We start from the raw sequence: 17649 nt of genomic DNA on the forward strand, positions 1-17649 counted from the left end.
GTTGGTGCCGTGGCGCAGTAGGCTACGGGGTCGTGAACACCGACGCCGCTGCTGACATCGCGTCCGGTTACGTAGTCGACAGCGCCGCATTGACGCTCGGTTGCGTGGTGGTGGACGGGGCCGCCCACGCCGAAGCGCAGGTTCGGATTCCGCTGGCGACCATGAATCGGCACGGGCTGGTGGCGGGCGCCACCGGCACCGGCAAGACAAAATCCCTGCAGGTGATCGCCGAGCAGCTCAGTGCCGCCGGTGTGCCGGTGCTGATGGCCGACGTCAAAGGCGACCTGTCCGGGCTGTCGAGGCCGGGGGAGAGCACCGATGTGGTGGGCCAGCGCGTCGCCGACACCGGCAATGACTGGGTGCCGACTGGCTTCCCGGTCGAGTTCCTCTCCCTGGGCACCACCGGAATCGGTGTCCCGGTGCGCGCCACCATCAGCAGCTTCGGGCCTGTTCTGCTGTCAAAAGTTCTGGGCCTCAACCAGACCCAGGAGTCGACGCTGGGGCTGATCTTCCACTGGGCAGACCAGAAGGGGCTGCCGCTGCTTGACCTCAAGGATCTGCGCTCGGTCATCACGTTCCTCACCGGCGACGGCGGCAAAGACGAACTGAAAGCCCATGGCGCGGTGTCGAAGGCGACGGCCGGGGTGATCCTGCGGGCGCTGGTCAATCTGGAAGCCGAAGGCGGGGACACCTTCTTCGGGGAACCCGAACTGCAGCCGGCGGACCTCATGCGTACCGATCCGCAGGGTCGCGGGGTGATCACGCTGATGGAACTCGGCAGTCAAGCTGCCCGCCCGGTGCTGTTCTCGACCTTCCTGATGTGGGTGCTGGCCGACCTCTTCACTGATCTGCCCGAGGTCGGCGACGTCGAAAAGCCGAAACTCGTGTTCGTGTTCGACGAAGCACACCTGCTGTTCGAGGACGCGTCCAAGGCGTTCCTCGCGCAGGTCGAGCAGACGGTGAAACTGATCCGCTCCAAGGGCGTCGGCGTGTTCTTCTGCACCCAACTGCCGACCGACATCCCCAACGATGTGCTGTCCCAACTCGGAGCGCGCATCCAGCACGCGCTGCGGGCGTTCACCCCCGACGACGAGAAGGCGCTCAAGAAGACGGTGCGCACCTTTCCGAAATCGACGGTCTACGACCTGGAATCGGTGCTGACCTCGCTCGGCACCGGTGAGGCGGTCGTCACCGTCCTCTCCGAGCGCGGCGCACCCACGCCGGTGGCCTGGACCCGGATGCGCGCACCCCGGTCGTTGATGGACACCATCGGTCCCGACGCCATCACCGCCGCGGCGAAAGCCAGTTCGCTGCAACAGGAATACGGCCAGACCATCGACCGGGACTCGGCCTATGAACGTCTGGCCGCCAAGCTGGCCCCGCCGGCACCGGATTTTCCCCCGGTTCCGACGGACGTCGGCATCCCGCCCATGCCTGCCCCGCCGAACCGGGGCTGCTCGAGCAGGTGATGGACAGCCCGGCATTCAAGAGCGCCATGCGCTCGGCGGGGACGGTGATCGGTCGTGAGATCACCCGCAGCATCTTCGGCACAGGCCGGCGCAGGAGGCGTTGATCATGGAACCGGATGTCGTCGACGCCATAGGCGCCGACCTGCGCTCGGCCGGCTACACCACCGACGGAGTTGCCGAACTGTTGGGCGCCGACGCCGGCGCCGCATTCAGTCGTGGTCTGTGGTGGTCGGCGTTGCGCGCCACCGACCGCGCCGACGCCGAGCGGCAGCGCCTTGCGGTGCTGGTGCGGCTGTTTCTCCTGGGGACGGACGAAACCCCGGACCTAGTGCAGCAAGCGATGCCGACCGCGAGTCTGGATGCTCTGGTGGCCAACGGCGTCGTCGACACCGTCGGGGGAAACATCAGGGCGGCGTTGGACATCCGGCCCCACGGCGACGGGATTCGTGACTTTTTCGTGGTGTCCGATCAGGACGCCGCGCTGCGGCCCGGCCCGGTACGCCACGACCACGTGCTCGGCATCGGTGGCGCGTCGATCTCGCTGGCGCACGCCGTGGTCCGTAACCCGGTGCGCCGCGCGCTGGATCTCGGAACAGGTTGCGGCATCCAGGCACTGCACCTTGACGCGCATTGCGAACAGATCGTCGCCACCGACACCAATGAGCGCGCGTTGACACTGGCCGCGGCCACCGCCCGACTCAACGGCATGGCTTGGGATCTGCGGCGCGGCAGCCTGTTCGAACCGGTGGCCGGGGAACGCTTTGACCTGATCGTGTCCAACCCGCCGTTCGTGGTAGGCACCGGGGCGCTGGACTTCCAGTACCGCGACTCGGGCATGGCCGGAGATGCGTTGTGCTCCAGCCTGATCGAACAACTGGGTGACTTCCTGGAACCGGGCGGCACCGCGCAGATCATGGCGAACTGGATTGTGCGCGACGGGCATGACTGGCGTGACCGCGTGTCGAGTTGGTTGGCGGACACGGGTTTACATGCTTGGGTGGTGCAACGCGAGTTTGCCGACCCGGTGAGCTACGTGTCGCTGTGGACCTCGGATGCGGGGAGTTGCCCGAAGAGGCGGCCCGTCGCGGAGGTCTGTGGCTGGATTGGTTCGATGCCGAGGGTATCGCCGGCGTGGGCATGGGGATGATCACCGTGCAGGCCCCACGCATCGGTGAGAAGCGGCCGCCGGACTGGGTTCTCGAAGAGATCACCGGCGCCGACGAGCAGTTGACGGGTCCGGAGGTGGCGGCCTTCTTCGCCCGCCGCGAGTACCTGTACGACACCACCGATGATCAGCTGCTGTCGGCCAGGTTGTCTACGGCGCCGGTGTTCCTGGAGGAGCAGTCACTGCCGGGTCCGGATGGCTGGCAGACGGTGGGTGCGGCAGTGCGCCGACCGGGCGGGCCCGGCGCGGTGCTCGGCGTCGACGAGGTGTCCCGCGCGCTGCTGGCCGGCTGCCGGGGCGAGGTGCCGCTGGGCATGCTGGTCGATCTGCTGGCCGCCCATCACGGCGTGGACGGTGACGCTTTGGCCAAGGCCGCGCTGCCGGTGGTACGTGAGGCGATCGGGCGAGGCATCCTCTACGCCGCGGAATGACGCTCTGCCGCACCCCGGCCGTTGGCACCGCGAGTCACTTTGTGGCGCACGAGCGCCCGAAGTTCCGCCCGCAGGTGACTGACGTTCACCCTGTGGACGGACGAATTCGGCGCTGACGTGAACGTGCCAGCGTTGGTCCATGATTGTCGGTCCCTTTCTTGCTTCTGAGGCGCTGGCCGCCGGACTGCTGAACCGGCATGCGTTGCGCACCCGGTGCCGCCCTCTGCTGCCCGGGGTGTACATCGATCGGTCCATGGTGGCGACGCTGTATGACCGCACCGAGGCCGCGTGGTTGTGGAGCAGACGGCAGGGTGTCATTGCCGGTGCCGCCGCTGCTGCTCTGTACGGCGCCCGGTGGGTTGACAACTCCTGCGACGTCGACCTGTTCCACTCCAGTACCAAGCCGCCGAGCGGAGTTCGTGTGCACCGAGGCCGGCTGTTTCCGGAGGAGAAGCGAACGGTCAGCGGCATGCTCGTCACCTCGCCGGCCAGAACGGGCTTCGATCTTGCTCGCCTCGGCCTGGTCGCCGACGTCGACGCCCTCCTGAAGGCGACGGGCGTCACTGTTGCCGACATCGACGCGGTGGCCGGAAGTCATCGGGGCTCGCCGCGTCTTCGGCTCCTGGAACAAGTGCTTGCACACGTCGACGCTGGTGCAGAATCGCCGAGAGAATCGTGGTTGCGACTATTGCTGCAGCGCAATGGTTTTCCACCGGTCGAGACACAGATCGAGGTACGCGACGAGTTCGGTCACTTCGTGGCCCGCTTGGACATGGGCTGGAAGGAGCTGAAGGTCGCGGTCGAGTATGACGGCGACCAGCACCGCACTGATCGTAAGCAGTATGTCCGCGACATCCGTCGCATCGAAGAGGTGCAGCTGCTCGGCTGGGCGGTGGTCAGAGTCTTCAAGGAGGACTCGGAGGCTCAGATCGTTCGAGCGGTCAGAGCGGCTCGCGACCGACAGGGAACGCGTGTCACTCAGCGGCGGAAACGCAACTCAGATCTCGCCCGTGGGTGACTGGCGTTCACCGGGGGAAGCTCAATGCCCGCCGAAACGTGAATGCCCACTCGAGTGACCGGCAGTCACCTGCTGGCGCGAAAGTGGGCCGAAGTTCGCCACACGGTGACACGCGTTCACTTTCGAGCGTTCGGCTTCCTTGAACACGCGTTCACTTTCGAGCGCTCGGCTTCCTTGGACACGCGTACGCTCTCGGGCGCTCGGCTTGCCTCGACCGGGCTACCCGCCGCCGAGCTTCTTGTAGACCGCGCCGACGATCGGCGTGACGATTGCTCTCGGGGTGTAGCCGCTGGCCACAGACATGGCCTTGGACGTCACACCGGGCACCACTCGCATCTTGTTGTGCTCCAAGCCATCCAGTGACAGCTTGGCGGTGTAGTCGGTGGAGATCCACAGAAAGTCCGGGATCAGCTTCTCCACCAGCGACTGTTCGGTCTCGGCGGGCAGGGTCTCGCGCACCGGCCCCGGCGCCAGCAGCGTCACGTGCACGCCGGCGCTCTTGAGCTCACCGCGTAATGACTCGCTGAACGTATTGGCAAACGCCTTGCTGGCCGCATAGGTGGCGTTGTTGGGAATCGGCGAATTACCCGCAGCCGAACCGGAGATCAGGATGCCGCCGGCGCCGCGGGCCACCATCCCTGGCACCACTGCCAGGGCCAGGTCGTGAACACCGAGCACGTTGAGCTGAACCTGCTGTTTCTCGCCGGCCGGGTCCAGGTCGGCGATCGCTCCGAACGTCGCGGTGCCGGCGTTGGCGCACAGGATCGAGATGTCGCGCTGTGCGAGCTCGTCGCACAGCACGCCACGCGCGGCGGGATCGGCGAGGTCGACGGCACGCACCTCGACGGTGACGCCGTACTGCGCGGTGATCCGCTCGGCTAGCGCGGTCAGCACCTCCGCGCGACGGGCGGTGATGATCAGGTGATGTCCGCGGGCGGCGAGTTCGAGGGCCAGGGCTTCGCCGATGTTCTGGGAGGCGCCGGTGACAACGGCGCGCGCATCGGGATGTGGCTTGGGTACTGGCACGATGGTCATCCTAAACAGCGTGGCCTGCGGCGCAGTGGCGGGTCGCTAGGGTGACCGGCATGAGCTCCGTGGACGGTCCACCCAAAGCGGCCCGTTCCAGGATCGCCACCTGGGCCATGTGGGATACCGGCTCGACCGGTCTCGGCGCCATCGTCGTCACATTCGTGTTCTCGGTGTACTTGACCGGCGCTGTCGGCGAAGGCACACCGGGCGGGGCGTCACCGGTGAGCTGGCTGGGCCGAGCCGAGGCCATCGCGGGCCTGTCTGTCGCGCTACTGGCACCCGTCACCGGAGTGTGGGTGCAGGCCTCTCAGTTGAGGCGCGAGGTGCTGGCGATACTGACCGGTCTTGCCGTTGCCGCCGCAGCGTCGATGAGCCTGATCCGCGACGAGCCCGGCTATCTGTTCGCGGGGTTGGCGTTGCTGGCGGTCGCGGCGGCGTGCGGCGACCTGGCCAGCGTGCCGTACAACGCGCTGCTGCGGCAGCTCTCCACGCCGGAGAACTCGGGTCGGATCTCGGGGTTGGGTTGGGCGGCAGGCTATTTCGGCAGTGTTCTGCTGTTGGTGCTGGTGTACTTCGGTTTCATCGCCGGTGACGGACCCACCCGCGGGTTTTTGGGCCTGTCCACCGAGGGCGGTGAGAACATCCGGATGGCGATGCTGCTGGCGGCGGCCTGGTTCGCGATCTTCGCACTGCCGCTGCTGCTGACCATGCACCGCTGGCCGAAGCCGGTGGAGCCGCCGCGTGAGCGCATCGGCCTGATCGGTGCGTACCGCAAGGTGTGGACCGACATCTCCGCCGAGTGGCACCGGGACCGCAACCTGGTGTTCTACCTGGCGGCCAGCGCGGTCTTCCGCGACGGCTTGGCCGGGGTGTTCGCCTTCGGTGCGGTGCTCGGTGTCTCGGTGTACGGACTCACCGAAGCCGATGTGCTGATCTTCGGTATCGCGGCGTGCATCGTTGCGGCGGTAGGTGCGGTGGTCGGCGGCATGGTCGACGACCGGGTGGGATCCAAGCCCGTCATCGTCACCTCGCTGACGGCCATGATCATCACCGGGCTGACCTTGCTCACCCTGTCGGGTTCCGTGGCGTTCTGGGTGTGCGGGCTGCTGCTGTGTCTGTTCGTCGGGCCCACCCAATCCTCGGCACGCACCCAATTGCTGCGGATGACCGTCGACGGCCGCGAGGGTGTGGCGTTCGGGCTCTACACGATGACGGGCCGGGCGGTGTCGTTCCTGGCGCCGTGGATGTTCTTCATGTTCATCGACGCGTTCGGCACCGATCGCGCGGGCACCGCCGGACTGTGTGTGGTGCTGGGCGCCGGGCTGCTGGCCATGCTGTTCGTGAAGGTGCCACGCCACACTGCGCACTCAGCCCACTCTGTCTGATTGCGCAGTCACCCCGCTGACGCGCAGATGGTCAGGCCTGTGCCCGTCCGCTTGCGCACCTGCTCACCGTCCACCGATACCGTGCACGTCACCTCGCGGCCCACGTTGAGCACCGTCACACTGGCGGCGTTCAGCGCCGGCGACGACAGGCTCACCTCTTTGGTCCACGGCAGTACCACGTTGAATTCCATCTGCAGCACCCCGCCGGCATCGACGTAGGTGATGCTGATCGCCCGTCCTACCCCGTCGACGGTGTACACCACCGGCTCGCTGACACCGGGCACTGTCGTGGTGGGTGGCAGCAACGGTATCGATGTCGTCGGGGTGGGCGTCGCAGTCGTGGTCCGGGGGATCGGCGGCGGTGCCCGCGTCGGGGTGGGTGTCGTCGGTTCCTGAGCCACCGGCGGCAGCGGCGCCACGAAGGTGCTTTCCTTCGAATTGGTTTCGTTGATCACCAGCGCGATCACCAGGCCGACCACGATCAGGACAGCAGTGCCTGCAGCCAGCCAGAGCCACCGCGGTGAGCGGGGTTCCGGCGGCTCCGGCGGCTGCTGCATCGGCTGCTGGGTCTGCGTCCAGTAGGGCGGCAGCTGCTGGGTGGGGTTGTTGGGCGCATAGCTGGGATAGCTGTACGGCCCGGCGTACGCCGGGTCCGGGTAGGGGGCGTTTTGGTCGCCCATCGGCTGCGTCGGCTGGGACCAGCCGCCGCGATATGGATCAGACCCGTCGGGTCGGCGCGGATCGCTCATGCCCACCTCATGTTCGCCCACGCTACCCGCGTGGGCCCGGATCCCGGACAACATGGCCGGGTACAAACCGATACGGTGTCGGCGGACTAGGAACACGGGAGGCGTTCGGTGGGACCGCGAGTGCGCGCGATCTACGGCGCATCGCTGTCGCCCGATGCGACGGCGTTCGCGCACATCGTCGACGACGGCGGCTACCCCCGCGCTGTGCAGCGCTTCCTGCGCGGCTGGCGCGCCAGCTCCTCGCGCGACGTGGAACTTCCCGTTGACGGTCCCGTCACCCGGGTCATCCATTCCGCCGACGGCCACTGGCTGGCGTGCGAGGTGGCTCCCGACGGTGCCTCCCGCACCCAGATCTGGGTGGTCACCACCGACCCTGACGACCGTGATGCGCGCCGGATCGACGGCCTGGGCTCGGACACCGATGACGCCACCGCCGAGCTGATCGGTTGGGACGGTACCCAGGTGGCCGCGATCCTGACCGGCCAAGACGGTGTCGGCGAGTCCTGTCTGATCGACCCGGCGACCGGCAACCGGATCGTGCTGGACCGACGTTCGGCAGGCCGGCTGGTCGATTCGTGGGCGGGCGCCTCGCTGGTGCGGGTCGGGCCGCGAGGGTACCGCGAGTTGCTGATGTTGCGCGGACTCACCGAGATCTCGCTTCTGCCATACGATCCCGGCTCCGTGACCGACATGGGTGTGATACTCGACGACCACGGTCCCCGTCGGCTGCGTTCGGGTGCTGAGGGCGACAACATGGAGCTCTACCAGCCGGCTTCCACGTATGGCCCCAACAGCACCGAGGGTTTTGTGCGTGCGCTGATTCGCTCGGACAACGGCGCCGACCACGCCCGGCTGCTGGAGGTCACGGTCACCGAGGACGGCGTGACGTATCACGTGGTGGCCGAGAAACCGGGCTACGAGCTCGACGAGTTCGTGGTCAGCGACGACATGTCCACGGTCGCGATCCTGTGGAACATCAACGGCTGCAGCGAGTTACAGATACTTCAGTACGCGGATTACACACTGTCGCCGCCCATCCCGCTGCCCGGCCTGGTGGCAAGTGAGTTGTCGATCAGCGCGGGTGGCTCCATGGTGGCCATGACCGTCGAGAGCCCGTGGCAGCCAAGGACGGTCGAACTGGTGGACACCAGGACGCTGGAGTGGGAAGCGGTGGACCGTGTGCCCATGTCGGGTCCGCTGGCGTCGGCGCCCACCCTGGACACCATCGTCGCGCGCGACGGAATGAAGATCACCGCGTGGCGGTACGCACCCCCGCCGGGGGTGGACAGCATCGGAGCGCTGATCTATCTGCACGGCGGACCCGAAGGCCAGTCGCGTCCCGGGTACAGCGAGGTGTTCCCGCAGTTGCTCAACGAAGGCATCACGGTGCTGACGCCCAATGTCCGTGGTTCCGGTGGTTTCGGGCGCTCGTTCATGCACGCCGACGACCGGGAGCGCCGCTTCGCGGCCATCGACGACGTCGCTGACTGCGTTCACCATCTGGTGGACAACGGCTTCGCCGAGCGGGACTGTGTCGCGGTGGGCGGGTGGTCCTACGGCGGCTATCTGACCCTGGCGTCGTTGACCTTCCATCCGGAGTTGTTTGCCGCGGGCGTCAGCATCTGCGGGATGAGCGACCTCAGCACCTTCTACCGGAACACCGAGGCGTGGATTGCCGCGGCGGCCTACCCCAAGTACGGGCACCCGATCAGTGACCGGGACCTGTTGGATCAGTTGTCGCCGTTGCTGAGAGTGGATGCGTTGACGGCCCCGCTGCTGCTGGTACACGGTGGCAACGACACCAATGTGCCGGTGGGGGAGTCTGATCAGATGGCGCAGGCGCTGCGCGAGCGGGGGCGCACCGTGCGCTACCTGGTGTTCGACGACGACGGGCATGAGATCGCCAAGCGGGAGAACCGCGCCGCCCTGGCCAATGCGGTGTGTGAATGGCTGCACAGCGCCTTCACAGCCGCTCGCTAGACACGTCACGCGGTGCGGCCAAAACGCCACCAAATCGTCATGTTTGGAGATTTTGCGCACGGGTAAACCTTGCTTCGCCAGGTAGTGAGATGTCGAACGGAGGCTCTGATGCGACGCGGTGGTCTACTCGGCGTGATTGTCCTGATCTGGCTTTTGATCGGAGTGTTTGCCGCGTTTCAGCGGGGGTACTTCGAGAGCGCTGAAACCAACTGCGCGACAGCGGGTTCCATTGCACTGACCGTAGTGGTGGGGCCGTTGAATTACGCGGGTGTCAATCCGACGGTGGAGAGCTGCAACTTGCCGCAGCCCAGCGCCTAGGGCCCGTACAGAGAATTCAGTTCACTGAAAGGTAGGAACCATGATCGTCCTCGGAGCTATCCTGCTCATTCTGGGCTTCGTGTTGAACATCAACATTCTGTGGACCATCGGCATCATCTTGCTGGTGATCGGCGCCGTCTTCTGGATTCTGGGAGCGGTTGGCCGTCCGGTGGCTGGGCGCAAAGCCTGGTATTAGAGCCGTCACGACCCGTCGATCGCGCAACGAAGCGCGGCCAGGGTCATAGCACGCAGTACCGCACGTGACTGCGGTGCGGAGCCGGTCGGGTTTGCCCCGACCGGCTTCGTGCTGTACGGGGTCGAGTTGATCAACCCGAATGCTGCGTGCGCCATCAACCGTGCGTCTGCCTCGGCCAGACCCGGGTGAACCTGCTGGAGTACGTGCACCCACACCTCCACATACTGTCGCTGGCTGCGACGCACCTGACGCAGGGCGGCGGCCGGCAATTGGCTCAGGTCGCGGTCCTGGATGCGGATCAGGTCCGGTTCGCCGAGTGCGAAGTCCAGATGGAAGTCGATGAGCCCCGTCAATGCGGCTTCAGGGGTTTCGACCTGGTTCACCACAGCGCGCCCGCCGTTGTGCAGGCGGGTGCTGATCCCCACCAGCAGTTCCACCAGCATGGCCTCCTTGTTGGGGAAGTGCCGGTAGATCGCCGGTCCGCTGACGTTCGCGGCGGCGCCGATGTCCTCGAGTCGCACGCTCAAAAATCCCCGCTCGGCGAACTGCCGTTCAGCGGCTTTCAACAGTAGCGAGCGTCGGTCGGACTTGGCCTGGCTGCGCCTGGTCGCGTTCGGGGTGGACATCTCGGCGCCTCCGCCTGGAATTCCGTGCTGGACAACTTCAGTTAATCATGACTAACATACCATCAGTTATTCGTCATTAACCGAAATAGCGATGGAGTGGGCATGACCTCCGTGTTGTCCAACCACAGACAGCTGGCCAACCGCGAGCAGCACCTCGAACTGGCGGCCCAGTTGCGCGACAAGTTGTCGATCGCCGCGCTGGGTGGTCCGGAAAAATCCCGCGAGCGCCACGTAGCCCGCGGCAAGTTGCTGCCCCGCGACCGCGTGGACGGGCTGCTGGATCCGGGCAGTCCGCTGCTGGAGGTGGCTCCGCTGGCGGCGGACGGCATGTACGACGACGAATGCCCCGGTGCGGGAATGATTGTCGGTATCGGTCGGGTGTCGGGGCGCGAATGCATGATCGTCGCGAACGACGCCACCGTCAAAGGTGGTACCTACTACCCGATCACAGTGAAAAAGCATCTGCGGGCCCAGGAGATCGCCGCCCAGAATCGGCTGCCGTGCCTGTATCTGGTGGACTCCGGCGGGGCGTTCCTGCCGCGTCAAGATGAGGTGTTTCCCGACCGGGACCACTTCGGCCGGATCTTCTACAACCAGGCGACGATGAGCGCCAAGGGAATTCCACAGATCGCCGCAGTGCTCGGGTCCTGCACCGCGGGAGGGGCATACGTGCCCGCGATGAGCGACGAGGCCGTCATCGTGCGCAACCAGGGCACCATCTTCCTCGGTGGACCGCCTCTGGTGAAAGCCGCCACCGGTGAAGTGGTAACCGCGGAGGAACTCGGTGGAGGCGAACTACATTCGCGGACCTCCGGCGTCACCGACCATCTGGCTCACGACGACCGCGACGCGTTGCGCATCGTGCGCGACATCATCGCAAGCCTTGGGCCGCGGGAACCGTCACCGTGGGAAGTGCGCCCGACGGTGGACGCCATCGCCGATCAACGTGAGCTCTACGACGTGGTGCCCACCGATCCTCGGGTGCCCTACGACGTGCGTGAGGTCATCACCCGTGTTGTCGACGGCGGTGTGTTCAGTGAGTTCAAGGCCGAGTACGGACAGACGTTGGTCACCGCCTTCGCCCACATCCACGGACACCCGGTGGGCATCGTCGCCAACAACGGCGTACTGTTCGGCGAATCCGCCCTCAAGGGAGCACATTTCATAGAACTGTGCGACAAGCGCACAATCCCGCTGGTGTTCCTGCAGAACATCTCCGGGTTCATGGTCGGCCGCGATTACGAGGCTGGCGGCATCGCCAAGCACGGCGCCAAGATGGTGACCGCGGTGGCCTGTGCACGGGTGCCCAAGTTGACAGTGGTGATCGGCGGCTCCTATGGCGCCGGCAACTATTCGATGTGCGGACGCGCGTACTCGCCGCGGTTCCTGTGGATGTGGCCGAATGCTCGCATCTCGGTGATGGGCGGTGAACAGGCCGCATCGGTACTGGCGACGGTCAGAGGTGACATGACCGCGGAGCAGGAAGAGGAGTTCAAAGCGCCTATTCGTGCCCAGTACGAGTCGCAGGGCAATCCGTACTACTCGACGGCCCGGCTCTGGGATGACGGGGTGATCGACCCGGCTGACACCCGAACTGTTCTGGGACTGGCTCTTTCAGTGACCGCTAACGCACCGGTGGAACCGGTGTCCTACGGCGTCTTCCGGATGTGAGTGGCATGACTTTCGAAACCGTCCTGGTGGCCAACCGCGGTGAGATCGCGGTTCGGGTGATCCGCACCCTGCGGCAACTGGGTATCCGATCTGTCGCGGTGTACAGCGAGGCCGATGCCGGCGCCCGCCACGTCGCCGAGGCCGATACCGCGGTGCTGATCGGGCCGGCGCCGGCGCGGCAGAGCTACCTGAACATCCCCGCGGTGGTCGATGCGGCCCGGCGCACCGGCGCGCAGGCGGTGCACCCGGGGTACGGATTCCTCTCCGAGAACGCCGACTTCGCCTCAGCGCTGCAGAAGGCCGGCATCGTGTTCATCGGCCCGCCGGCCTCGGTCATCGCGACCATGGGTGACAAGATCACCGCCAAACAGACCGTGTCGGCTTTCAACGTCCCTGTGGTACCGGGCATTGCGGAGCCCGGGCTGACCGACGCGCAGCTGATCGCCGCTGCCGACGAGATCGGCTACCCGGTACTGGTGAAGCCCTCTGCCGGCGGTGGCGGCAAGGGCATGCGGATGGTCGAGCGAACGGCGGATCTTGCCGCGGCACTGGCAGGGGCCCGGCGCGAATCGGCGTCGGCGTTCGGCGACGATACGTTGTTCCTCGAGCGATTCGTACTGCGGCCGCGACACATCGAAGTCCAGGTGCTCGCTGACAACCATGGCAACGTCATCCATCTCGGCGAGCGGGAATGCAGCCTGCAGCGCCGTCACCAGAAGGTGATCGAGGAAGCGCCGTCACCGCTGCTGGACCCGCAGACCCGGGACCGCATCGGACAAGCGGCCTGCGACACCGCCCGCAGCGTCGCCTACAGCGGTGCGGGCACCGTCGAGTTCATCGTCTCGGCCGACCGGCCCGACGAGTTCTTCTTCATGGAGATGAACACCCGTCTGCAGGTAGAGCATCCGGTCACCGAGATGGTCACCGGTTGGGATCTGGTGGAGTGGCAGATCCGGATCGCCGCGGGGGAGAAGCTGGCTGTAGCGCAGTCCGAGATCAGCTTCGACGGCCATGCCGTCGAAGCACGCGTGTACGCCGAAGACCCGGGTAACGGATTCCTGCCGACCGGTGGGCGGGTGCTGCTCGCACGGGAACCAGAAGGTGTTGGGGTGCGGGTGGATTCAGGCATGTCCGCGGGAACCTCGGTGGGCAGCGATTACGACCCGATGCTGGCCAAGGTCATCGCACACGGGCCGGACCGCGACACGGCATTGCGTGGGCTGGACCGGGCGTTGGCGGACACCTCGCTGCTGGGTGTCGTGACGAACATCGACTTCCTGCGCTTCCTGCTCGCCGACGAGGACGTGGTGGCCGGCAGGTTGGACACCGGGCTGCTGGACCGTCGGGTCGGCGACTACGTCCCCACCGGTGCCGGTGACGCAGAACTGGTGGCGGCTGCCGCTTACCGCTGGCTGCTGCGCTGGCAGGACGCCGGAGCCGACCTGTGGTCGCAGCCCTGCGGATGGCGCCTCGGCGAACCTGCCGCAATCGTGACCCGGCTGCAGTCCGGGCGCCGCACCGATCATGTCCGGATCAGCGGAGTGCCGCAGGCTGCCACCGCCGCAGTCGGAAGTGGCGAAACCCACAGTCTGACAGCCGCTCTCGATGATGGAAAGCTGACAGTGACCCTCGATGGAATCCGGCAGAGCTACCGGGTGGCCGCCGAAGAACACCGCATCTGGCTGGCGGGTGACCGGGGTGTCACCTTCGTCGACGAGGTGCGGGAAGCGCCGGTGCGACCCGACGATGAACACGCCGGTGACGCCGAACTCGTCAGCCCCATGCCCGGTGCGGTGGTTGCCGTCAACGTCGAGCACGGTGCCACCGTCGCCGCCGGCGACGTCGTGGTTGCCGTCGAGGCCATGAAGATGGAGCACTCCCTGTCCGCACCCGTCGACGGCACCGTCGAAGTGCTGGTCGCGGTGGGGGATCAGGTCAAGGTCGGCCAACCGCTGGCCAGAATCATCGCTACAGAAAGTGACGCGAATGACTGACTACCTGTCGACCGGCAACCTGCCCGACGACTACGCCCAACTCGCCAAGACGGTCCGTGACTTCGCGCGCAGCGTCGTGGCACCGGTGGCCGCCAAACACGATGAGGAGCACTCGTTCCCGTACGAGGTGGTGGCGGGAATGGCCGACATGGGACTGTTCGGACTGCCGTTCCCCGAAGAGTACGGCGGCATGGGTGGCGACTACTTCGCGTTGTGTCTGGCGCTCGAGGAGCTCGGAAAGGTCGACCAGAGTGTTGCCATCACCCTCGAGGCCGGGGTGTCGCTGGGCGCCATGCCGGTGTACCGGTTTGGCAACGAGGAGCAGAAGCAGCAGTGGTTACCACTGCTGGCCAGCGGAAAGGCCTTGGGTGCGTTTGGGCTCACCGAAGCCGGGGGTGGCAGCGACGCCGGCGCCACCAAGACCACCGCTCGGGCGGATGGATCAACGTGGGTCATCAATGGCAACAAGCAGTTCATCACCAACTCGGGCACCGACATCACCCGCCTGGTGACGGTCACGGCGCTCACGGGTGACAACGAGATCAGCTCCATCCTGGTGCCGGTGCCCACTGAGGGGTTCACTGCCGAGCCCGCCTACAACAAAGTCGGCTGGAACGCGTCGGACACCCATCCGTTGACCTTCCAGGATGTCCGGGTACCGCAAGAAAACCTGCTCGGTACCCGCGGGCGCGGCTACGCGAACTTCCTGCGGATCCTCGACGAGGGACGCATCGCCATCGCGGCGCTGTCGGTCGGCGCCGCGCAGGGCTGCGTGGACGAAAGTGTGAAGTACGCCAAAGAGCGCTCCGCCTTCGGCAATCCGATCGCCAGCTACCAGGCCATCGAGTTCAAGATCGCCCGTATGGAGGCCCGAGCCCAGGCCGCCCGCGCCGCCTACTACGACGCAGCGGCCCTGATGCTGGCAGGCAAACCGTTCAAGAAGGAGGCCGCGATAGCCAAGCTGGTCTCCAGCGAGGCGGCGATGGACAACGCCCGCGACGCCACTCAAATCCACGGCGGCTACGGCTTCATGAACGAGTACCCGGTGGCTCGGCACTACCGTGACTCCAAGATCCTGGAGATAGGGGAAGGCACCACCGAGGTGCAGTACATGGTGATCGCCCGGACCATGGGGTTGTAACCCATGGCGGAAACGAAAGTTGTTGTGCAGCGTGGTCTCTGGTTCGAGGAGTTGGAACTCGGCGTCAAGTATCTGCACCGCCCGGGGCGCACCCTCACCGAAGCGGACAACGTGCTGTTCACCACGCTGACCATGAACACCCAGGCGCTGCACTTGGATGCGGCGTTCTCCGACGCGCAGCCGCCGTTCCATCAGCGGCTGGTGAATTCGATGCTGACGCTGTCCACTCTGGTGGGCCTCTCGGTGGCGCAGCTGACACAGGGCACCATCGTCGGCAACCTCGGCTTCTCTGACATCGCCTTTCCCAAGCCGCTTTTCCACGGTGACACGCTCTACGCGGAGACGGTGATCGCCGACAAGCGTGAATCCAAGAGCCGTCCCGGTGAGGGCATCGTGACCTTCGCCCACACCGGGCGCAACCAGCACGGCGACATCGTGGCCACGGCGTCCCGCAAGACCATGGTCCGAAAGATTCCGGAGGACGTAGATGGCGTTGGATAGTCCCGGCCCGGCCTGGCTGTTCTGCCCGGCCGATCGCCCGGAGCGCTTCGACAAGGCCGCCAACGCGGCCGACGTGGTGATCCTGGACCTCGAAGACGGCGTCGCCGCCAAGGACCGGGAACTAGCCCGTCGGGCCCTGATCGACACCCCGCTGCAGCCGGGCCGCACCGTGGTCCGGGTGAACCCCAGTGGAACCGCTGATCACCACCTCGACCTGCAGGCCCTGGCCCAGACGCCGTACACCACCGTCATGCTTGCCAAAACCGAGTCGGCGCAACAGGTCAGCGCACTGGCGCCGCTGGATGTCATCGTGCTCGTCGAAACTCCGCTCGGGGCACTCAACGTCGTCGAATCCACCCGATCCGATAACGCCTACGCGGTGATGTGGGGAGCTGAGGACCTCTTCGCCCTCACCGGCGGCACCGCCAACCGGCGCGCAGACGGCAGCTACCGCGACGTCGCCCAGCACGTGCGCTCGCAGTCATTGCTGGCGGCGAAGGCCTACGGGCGACTGGCTCTGGACGCGGTGTACATCGACATCAAGGATCTCGACGGGCTGGCAGCTGAAGCCGACGACGCTGTGGCCGTGGGATTCGACGCCAAGGTGGCCATCCACCCCAGCCAGGTGGCGGTGATCCGCGCTGCGTACACCCCCACCGACGAGCAGGTGCGCTGGGCCCGACACGTCCTGGCCGAAGTGGCAAACCAGCGGGGCGTCTTCCAGTTCGAGGGCATAATGGTGGATGCCCCAGTATTGCGGCGAGCAGAGCGCATCGTCGGCCTGGCGCCCCACCCCGGCGCCCGCTGACAGGCCCCACACCAGGGGTTTTGCTCTGACCGCAGCCGTGCTGAGCACCTCAGTCGTCTGACGGCGCCACATGCCGTCGCATGGCCCAAGGAGGCGGTATGGCAGTAGTGGTCGAGCCTGTCCAGTTCGTGGCGCCCGACGGGAGCGCGACTCCCGAGGCGCGTGCCCGAAGCCAGTTACCGCCGGAAACCCTGTCCTGGCTCTATGAACTGATGGTCGTCACCCGCGGCCTGGACACCGAGTTCGTGAACCTGCAGCGCCAAGGTGAGCTGGCACTGTTCGCGTCGTGTCGAGGCCAGGAAGCCGCGCAGATCGGCGCCGCCGCCGCTCTTCGCAAGACGGACTGGTTGTTCCCGCAGTACCGCGAACTGGGTGCCTTCCTGGCCCGTGGAATTCACCCGTCCAAGGTGGGTGCGGTGTGGCGGGGTCGCTGGCACGGCGGCCTGGACTTCACCGAAAAGTGCTGCGCCCCGCTGGCCATTCCCATCGGCACGCACGGCCTGCACGCCGTCGGTGCTGCCATGGCGGCCCAGCGCCTTGGCGAGGACTCTGTGACGGTTGCGTTCATGGGGGACGGCGCCACCTCCGAGGGTGACGCCCACGAGGCCTTCAACCTGGCAGCGGTGTACCGGGTGCCGTGCGTGTTCTTCATCCAGAACAACCAGTGGGCGATCTCGGTGCCGCTGCACCGGCAGACGGCGGCGCCGTCGTTGGCGGACAAAGCGGTCGGGTACGGAATGCCCGGGGTGCGGGTGGACGGCAACGATGTGCTGGCGTGCTTCGCGGTGATGGCAGAGGCGGCCGAACGGGCCCGCGCGGGAGGCGGGCCCACCCTCATCGAGGCGTTGACCTACCGGATGGGGCCGCACACCACCTCCGACGACCCGACCCGGTACCGCGATCCTGAGGTGGTGCGGCTCTGGGAGACCCGTGATCCGATCGCGCGGTACCGCACGTATCTCGAATCCGAGGGTGTTTGGACCGAACGTCTCGAGGAGCGGACGGTGGCCCGGTCTCAGCGGCTGCGGGAAGAGTTGCGCGCCAACATCATCGACGAGCCGGACTTCGACGTCGCCGATGTGTTCAACACCGTCTATCACGACATCACCGCCGAGCTGGCCGACCAACGGGACCGGTTGCTGGCCGAACTGGCCAGGGAGGCCTGAGC

14 protein-coding genes and 2 pseudogenes are annotated in these 17649 nt (G+C 66.4%); 13 read left to right on the top strand and 3 right to left on the bottom strand.

All coding sequences use genetic code 11. The features are described from left to right. Positions 1-32: 32 nt before the first annotated feature. From BVC93_RS20255 to BVC93_RS20265, 3 genes and pseudogenes are all read left to right on the top strand, one after another. Positions 33-1573 (top strand): annotated as a pseudogene (locus BVC93_RS20255) (helicase HerA-like domain-containing protein). Between the two features lie 2 nt (positions 1574-1575). After that, positions 1576-3065, top strand: a pseudogene (locus BVC93_RS20260) (DUF7782 domain-containing protein). 139 nt (positions 3066-3204) lie between these two features. Beyond that, complete coding sequence (locus tag BVC93_RS20265) at positions 3205-4083, top strand: hypothetical protein (protein ID WP_083739036.1); 879 nt, start codon at positions 3205-3207, stop codon at positions 4081-4083. Positions 4084-4302: 219 nt separating this feature from the next. Here BVC93_RS20265 and cmrA read toward each other — a convergent pair whose 3' ends face one another. Further along, a complete protein-coding gene (gene cmrA, locus BVC93_RS20270) occupies positions 4303-5109 on the bottom strand; it encodes a mycolate reductase (RefSeq protein WP_083741187.1) in 807 nt (268 codons plus the stop codon). A gap of 59 nt (positions 5110-5168) precedes the next feature. Here cmrA and BVC93_RS20275 point away from each other — a divergent pair, with 59 nt between their 5' ends. Further along, a complete protein-coding gene (locus BVC93_RS20275; protein WP_083739037.1) occupies positions 5169-6497 on the top strand; it encodes an MFS transporter in 1329 nt (442 codons plus the stop codon). Positions 6498-6505: 8 nt separating this feature from the next. On the opposite strand, the gene BVC93_RS20280 is transcribed toward BVC93_RS20275, so the two are convergent. Continuing rightward, complete coding sequence (locus BVC93_RS20280; protein WP_083741188.1) at positions 6506-7246, bottom strand: MmpS family transport accessory protein; 741 nt, start codon at positions 7244-7246, stop codon at positions 6506-6508. Between the two features lie 120 nt (positions 7247-7366). Here BVC93_RS20280 and BVC93_RS20285 point away from each other — a divergent pair, with 120 nt between their 5' ends. The 3 genes from BVC93_RS20285 (at position 7367) to BVC93_RS33620 (ending at position 9740) form a co-directional block, all read left to right on the top strand. After that, positions 7367-9226 (top strand): alpha/beta hydrolase family protein, encoded by a 1860-nt coding sequence (locus tag BVC93_RS20285; RefSeq protein WP_442928964.1) that lies wholly within the window; start codon positions 7367-7369, stop codon positions 9224-9226. A 108-nt stretch (positions 9227-9334) separates the two neighbouring features. Beyond that, positions 9335-9544 carry a hypothetical protein gene (locus BVC93_RS34100; protein WP_083739038.1) on the top strand — a complete coding sequence of 70 codons (210 nt, stop codon included), beginning with the start codon at positions 9335-9337 and terminating at the stop codon, positions 9542-9544. Positions 9545-9584: 40 nt separating this feature from the next. Then, positions 9585-9740, top strand: a complete 156-nt coding sequence (locus BVC93_RS33620; protein ID WP_192860047.1) for a hypothetical protein — start codon at positions 9585-9587, stop codon at positions 9738-9740. Positions 9741-9745: 5 nt separating this feature from the next. Here the strand turns inward: BVC93_RS33620 and BVC93_RS20295 are convergent, their stop codons facing one another. Further along, positions 9746-10366: an SACE_7040 family transcriptional regulator gene (locus tag BVC93_RS20295; protein ID WP_083739039.1), complete on the bottom strand. Its 621-nt coding sequence runs from the start codon at positions 10364-10366 to the stop codon at positions 9746-9748. A gap of 102 nt (positions 10367-10468) precedes the next feature. Between BVC93_RS20295 and BVC93_RS20300 the strand changes: the two genes are divergently transcribed. The 6 genes from BVC93_RS20300 to pdhA all read left to right on the top strand — a co-directional run bounded on the left by BVC93_RS20300 (position 10469) and on the right by pdhA (position 17647). After that, positions 10469-12037 carry a carboxyl transferase domain-containing protein gene (locus BVC93_RS20300; protein WP_083739040.1) on the top strand — a complete coding sequence of 523 codons (1569 nt, stop codon included), beginning with the start codon at positions 10469-10471 and terminating at the stop codon, positions 12035-12037. Positions 12038-12042: 5 nt separating this feature from the next. Next, positions 12043-14031: an acetyl-CoA carboxylase biotin carboxylase subunit gene (locus BVC93_RS20305; protein WP_083739041.1), complete on the top strand. Its 1989-nt coding sequence runs from the start codon at positions 12043-12045 to the stop codon at positions 14029-14031. Then, positions 14024-15172 (top strand): acyl-CoA dehydrogenase family protein, encoded by a 1149-nt coding sequence (locus BVC93_RS20310; RefSeq protein ID WP_083739042.1) that lies wholly within the window; start codon positions 14024-14026, stop codon positions 15170-15172. Before BVC93_RS20305 ends, BVC93_RS20310 begins: the two co-directional genes overlap by 8 nt. Positions 15173-15175: 3 nt before the next feature. Continuing rightward, positions 15176-15673, top strand: coding sequence for a MaoC family dehydratase (locus tag BVC93_RS20315; RefSeq protein WP_083739043.1), 498 nt, complete (start codon positions 15176-15178; stop codon positions 15671-15673). Then, on the top strand, positions 15660-16481 hold the full coding sequence (locus tag BVC93_RS20320) for an HpcH/HpaI aldolase/citrate lyase family protein (RefSeq protein ID WP_083739044.1): 822 nt from the start codon (positions 15660-15662) through the stop codon (positions 16479-16481). Before BVC93_RS20315 ends, BVC93_RS20320 begins: the two co-directional genes overlap by 14 nt. A 98-nt stretch (positions 16482-16579) precedes the next feature. Then, the gene (gene pdhA / locus BVC93_RS20325) at positions 16580-17647 is read left to right on the top strand and encodes a pyruvate dehydrogenase (acetyl-transferring) E1 component subunit alpha (RefSeq protein ID WP_083741190.1); all 1068 of its coding nucleotides are present in this window, start codon (positions 16580-16582) and stop codon (positions 17645-17647) included. The last annotated feature ends 2 nt before the right edge of the window (positions 17648-17649 follow it).

This window comes from Mycobacterium sp. MS1601 (assembly GCF_001984215.1).
GTDB lineage: Bacteria > Actinomycetota > Actinomycetes > Mycobacteriales > Mycobacteriaceae > Mycobacterium.

Excerpts from the sequence above, each read along its gene's own strand:
- BVC93_RS20265 (WP_083739036.1), top strand. The coding sequence starts at position 3,205 with ATGATTGTCGGTCCCTTTCTTGCTTCTGAGGCGCTGGCCGCCGGACTG.
- BVC93_RS20275 (WP_083739037.1), top strand. The coding sequence starts at position 5,169 with ATGAGCTCCGTGGACGGTCCACCCAAAGCGGCCCGTTCCAGGATCGCC.
- BVC93_RS20280 (WP_083741188.1), bottom strand. The coding sequence starts at position 7,246 with ATGAGCGATCCGCGCCGACCCGACGGGTCTGATCCATATCGCGGCGGC.
- BVC93_RS34100 (WP_083739038.1), top strand. The coding sequence starts at position 9,335 with ATGCGACGCGGTGGTCTACTCGGCGTGATTGTCCTGATCTGGCTTTTG.
- BVC93_RS33620 (WP_192860047.1), top strand. The coding sequence starts at position 9,585 with ATGATCGTCCTCGGAGCTATCCTGCTCATTCTGGGCTTCGTGTTGAAC.
- BVC93_RS20295 (WP_083739039.1), bottom strand. The coding sequence starts at position 10,366 with ATGTCCACCCCGAACGCGACCAGGCGCAGCCAGGCCAAGTCCGACCGA.
- BVC93_RS20300 (WP_083739040.1), top strand. The coding sequence starts at position 10,469 with ATGACCTCCGTGTTGTCCAACCACAGACAGCTGGCCAACCGCGAGCAG.
- BVC93_RS20305 (WP_083739041.1), top strand. The coding sequence starts at position 12,043 with ATGACTTTCGAAACCGTCCTGGTGGCCAACCGCGGTGAGATCGCGGTT.
- BVC93_RS20310 (WP_083739042.1), top strand. The coding sequence starts at position 14,024 with ATGACTGACTACCTGTCGACCGGCAACCTGCCCGACGACTACGCCCAA.
- BVC93_RS20315 (WP_083739043.1), top strand. The coding sequence starts at position 15,176 with ATGGCGGAAACGAAAGTTGTTGTGCAGCGTGGTCTCTGGTTCGAGGAG.
- BVC93_RS20320 (WP_083739044.1), top strand. The coding sequence starts at position 15,660 with ATGGCGTTGGATAGTCCCGGCCCGGCCTGGCTGTTCTGCCCGGCCGAT.
- pdhA (WP_083741190.1), top strand. The coding sequence starts at position 16,580 with ATGGCAGTAGTGGTCGAGCCTGTCCAGTTCGTGGCGCCCGACGGGAGC.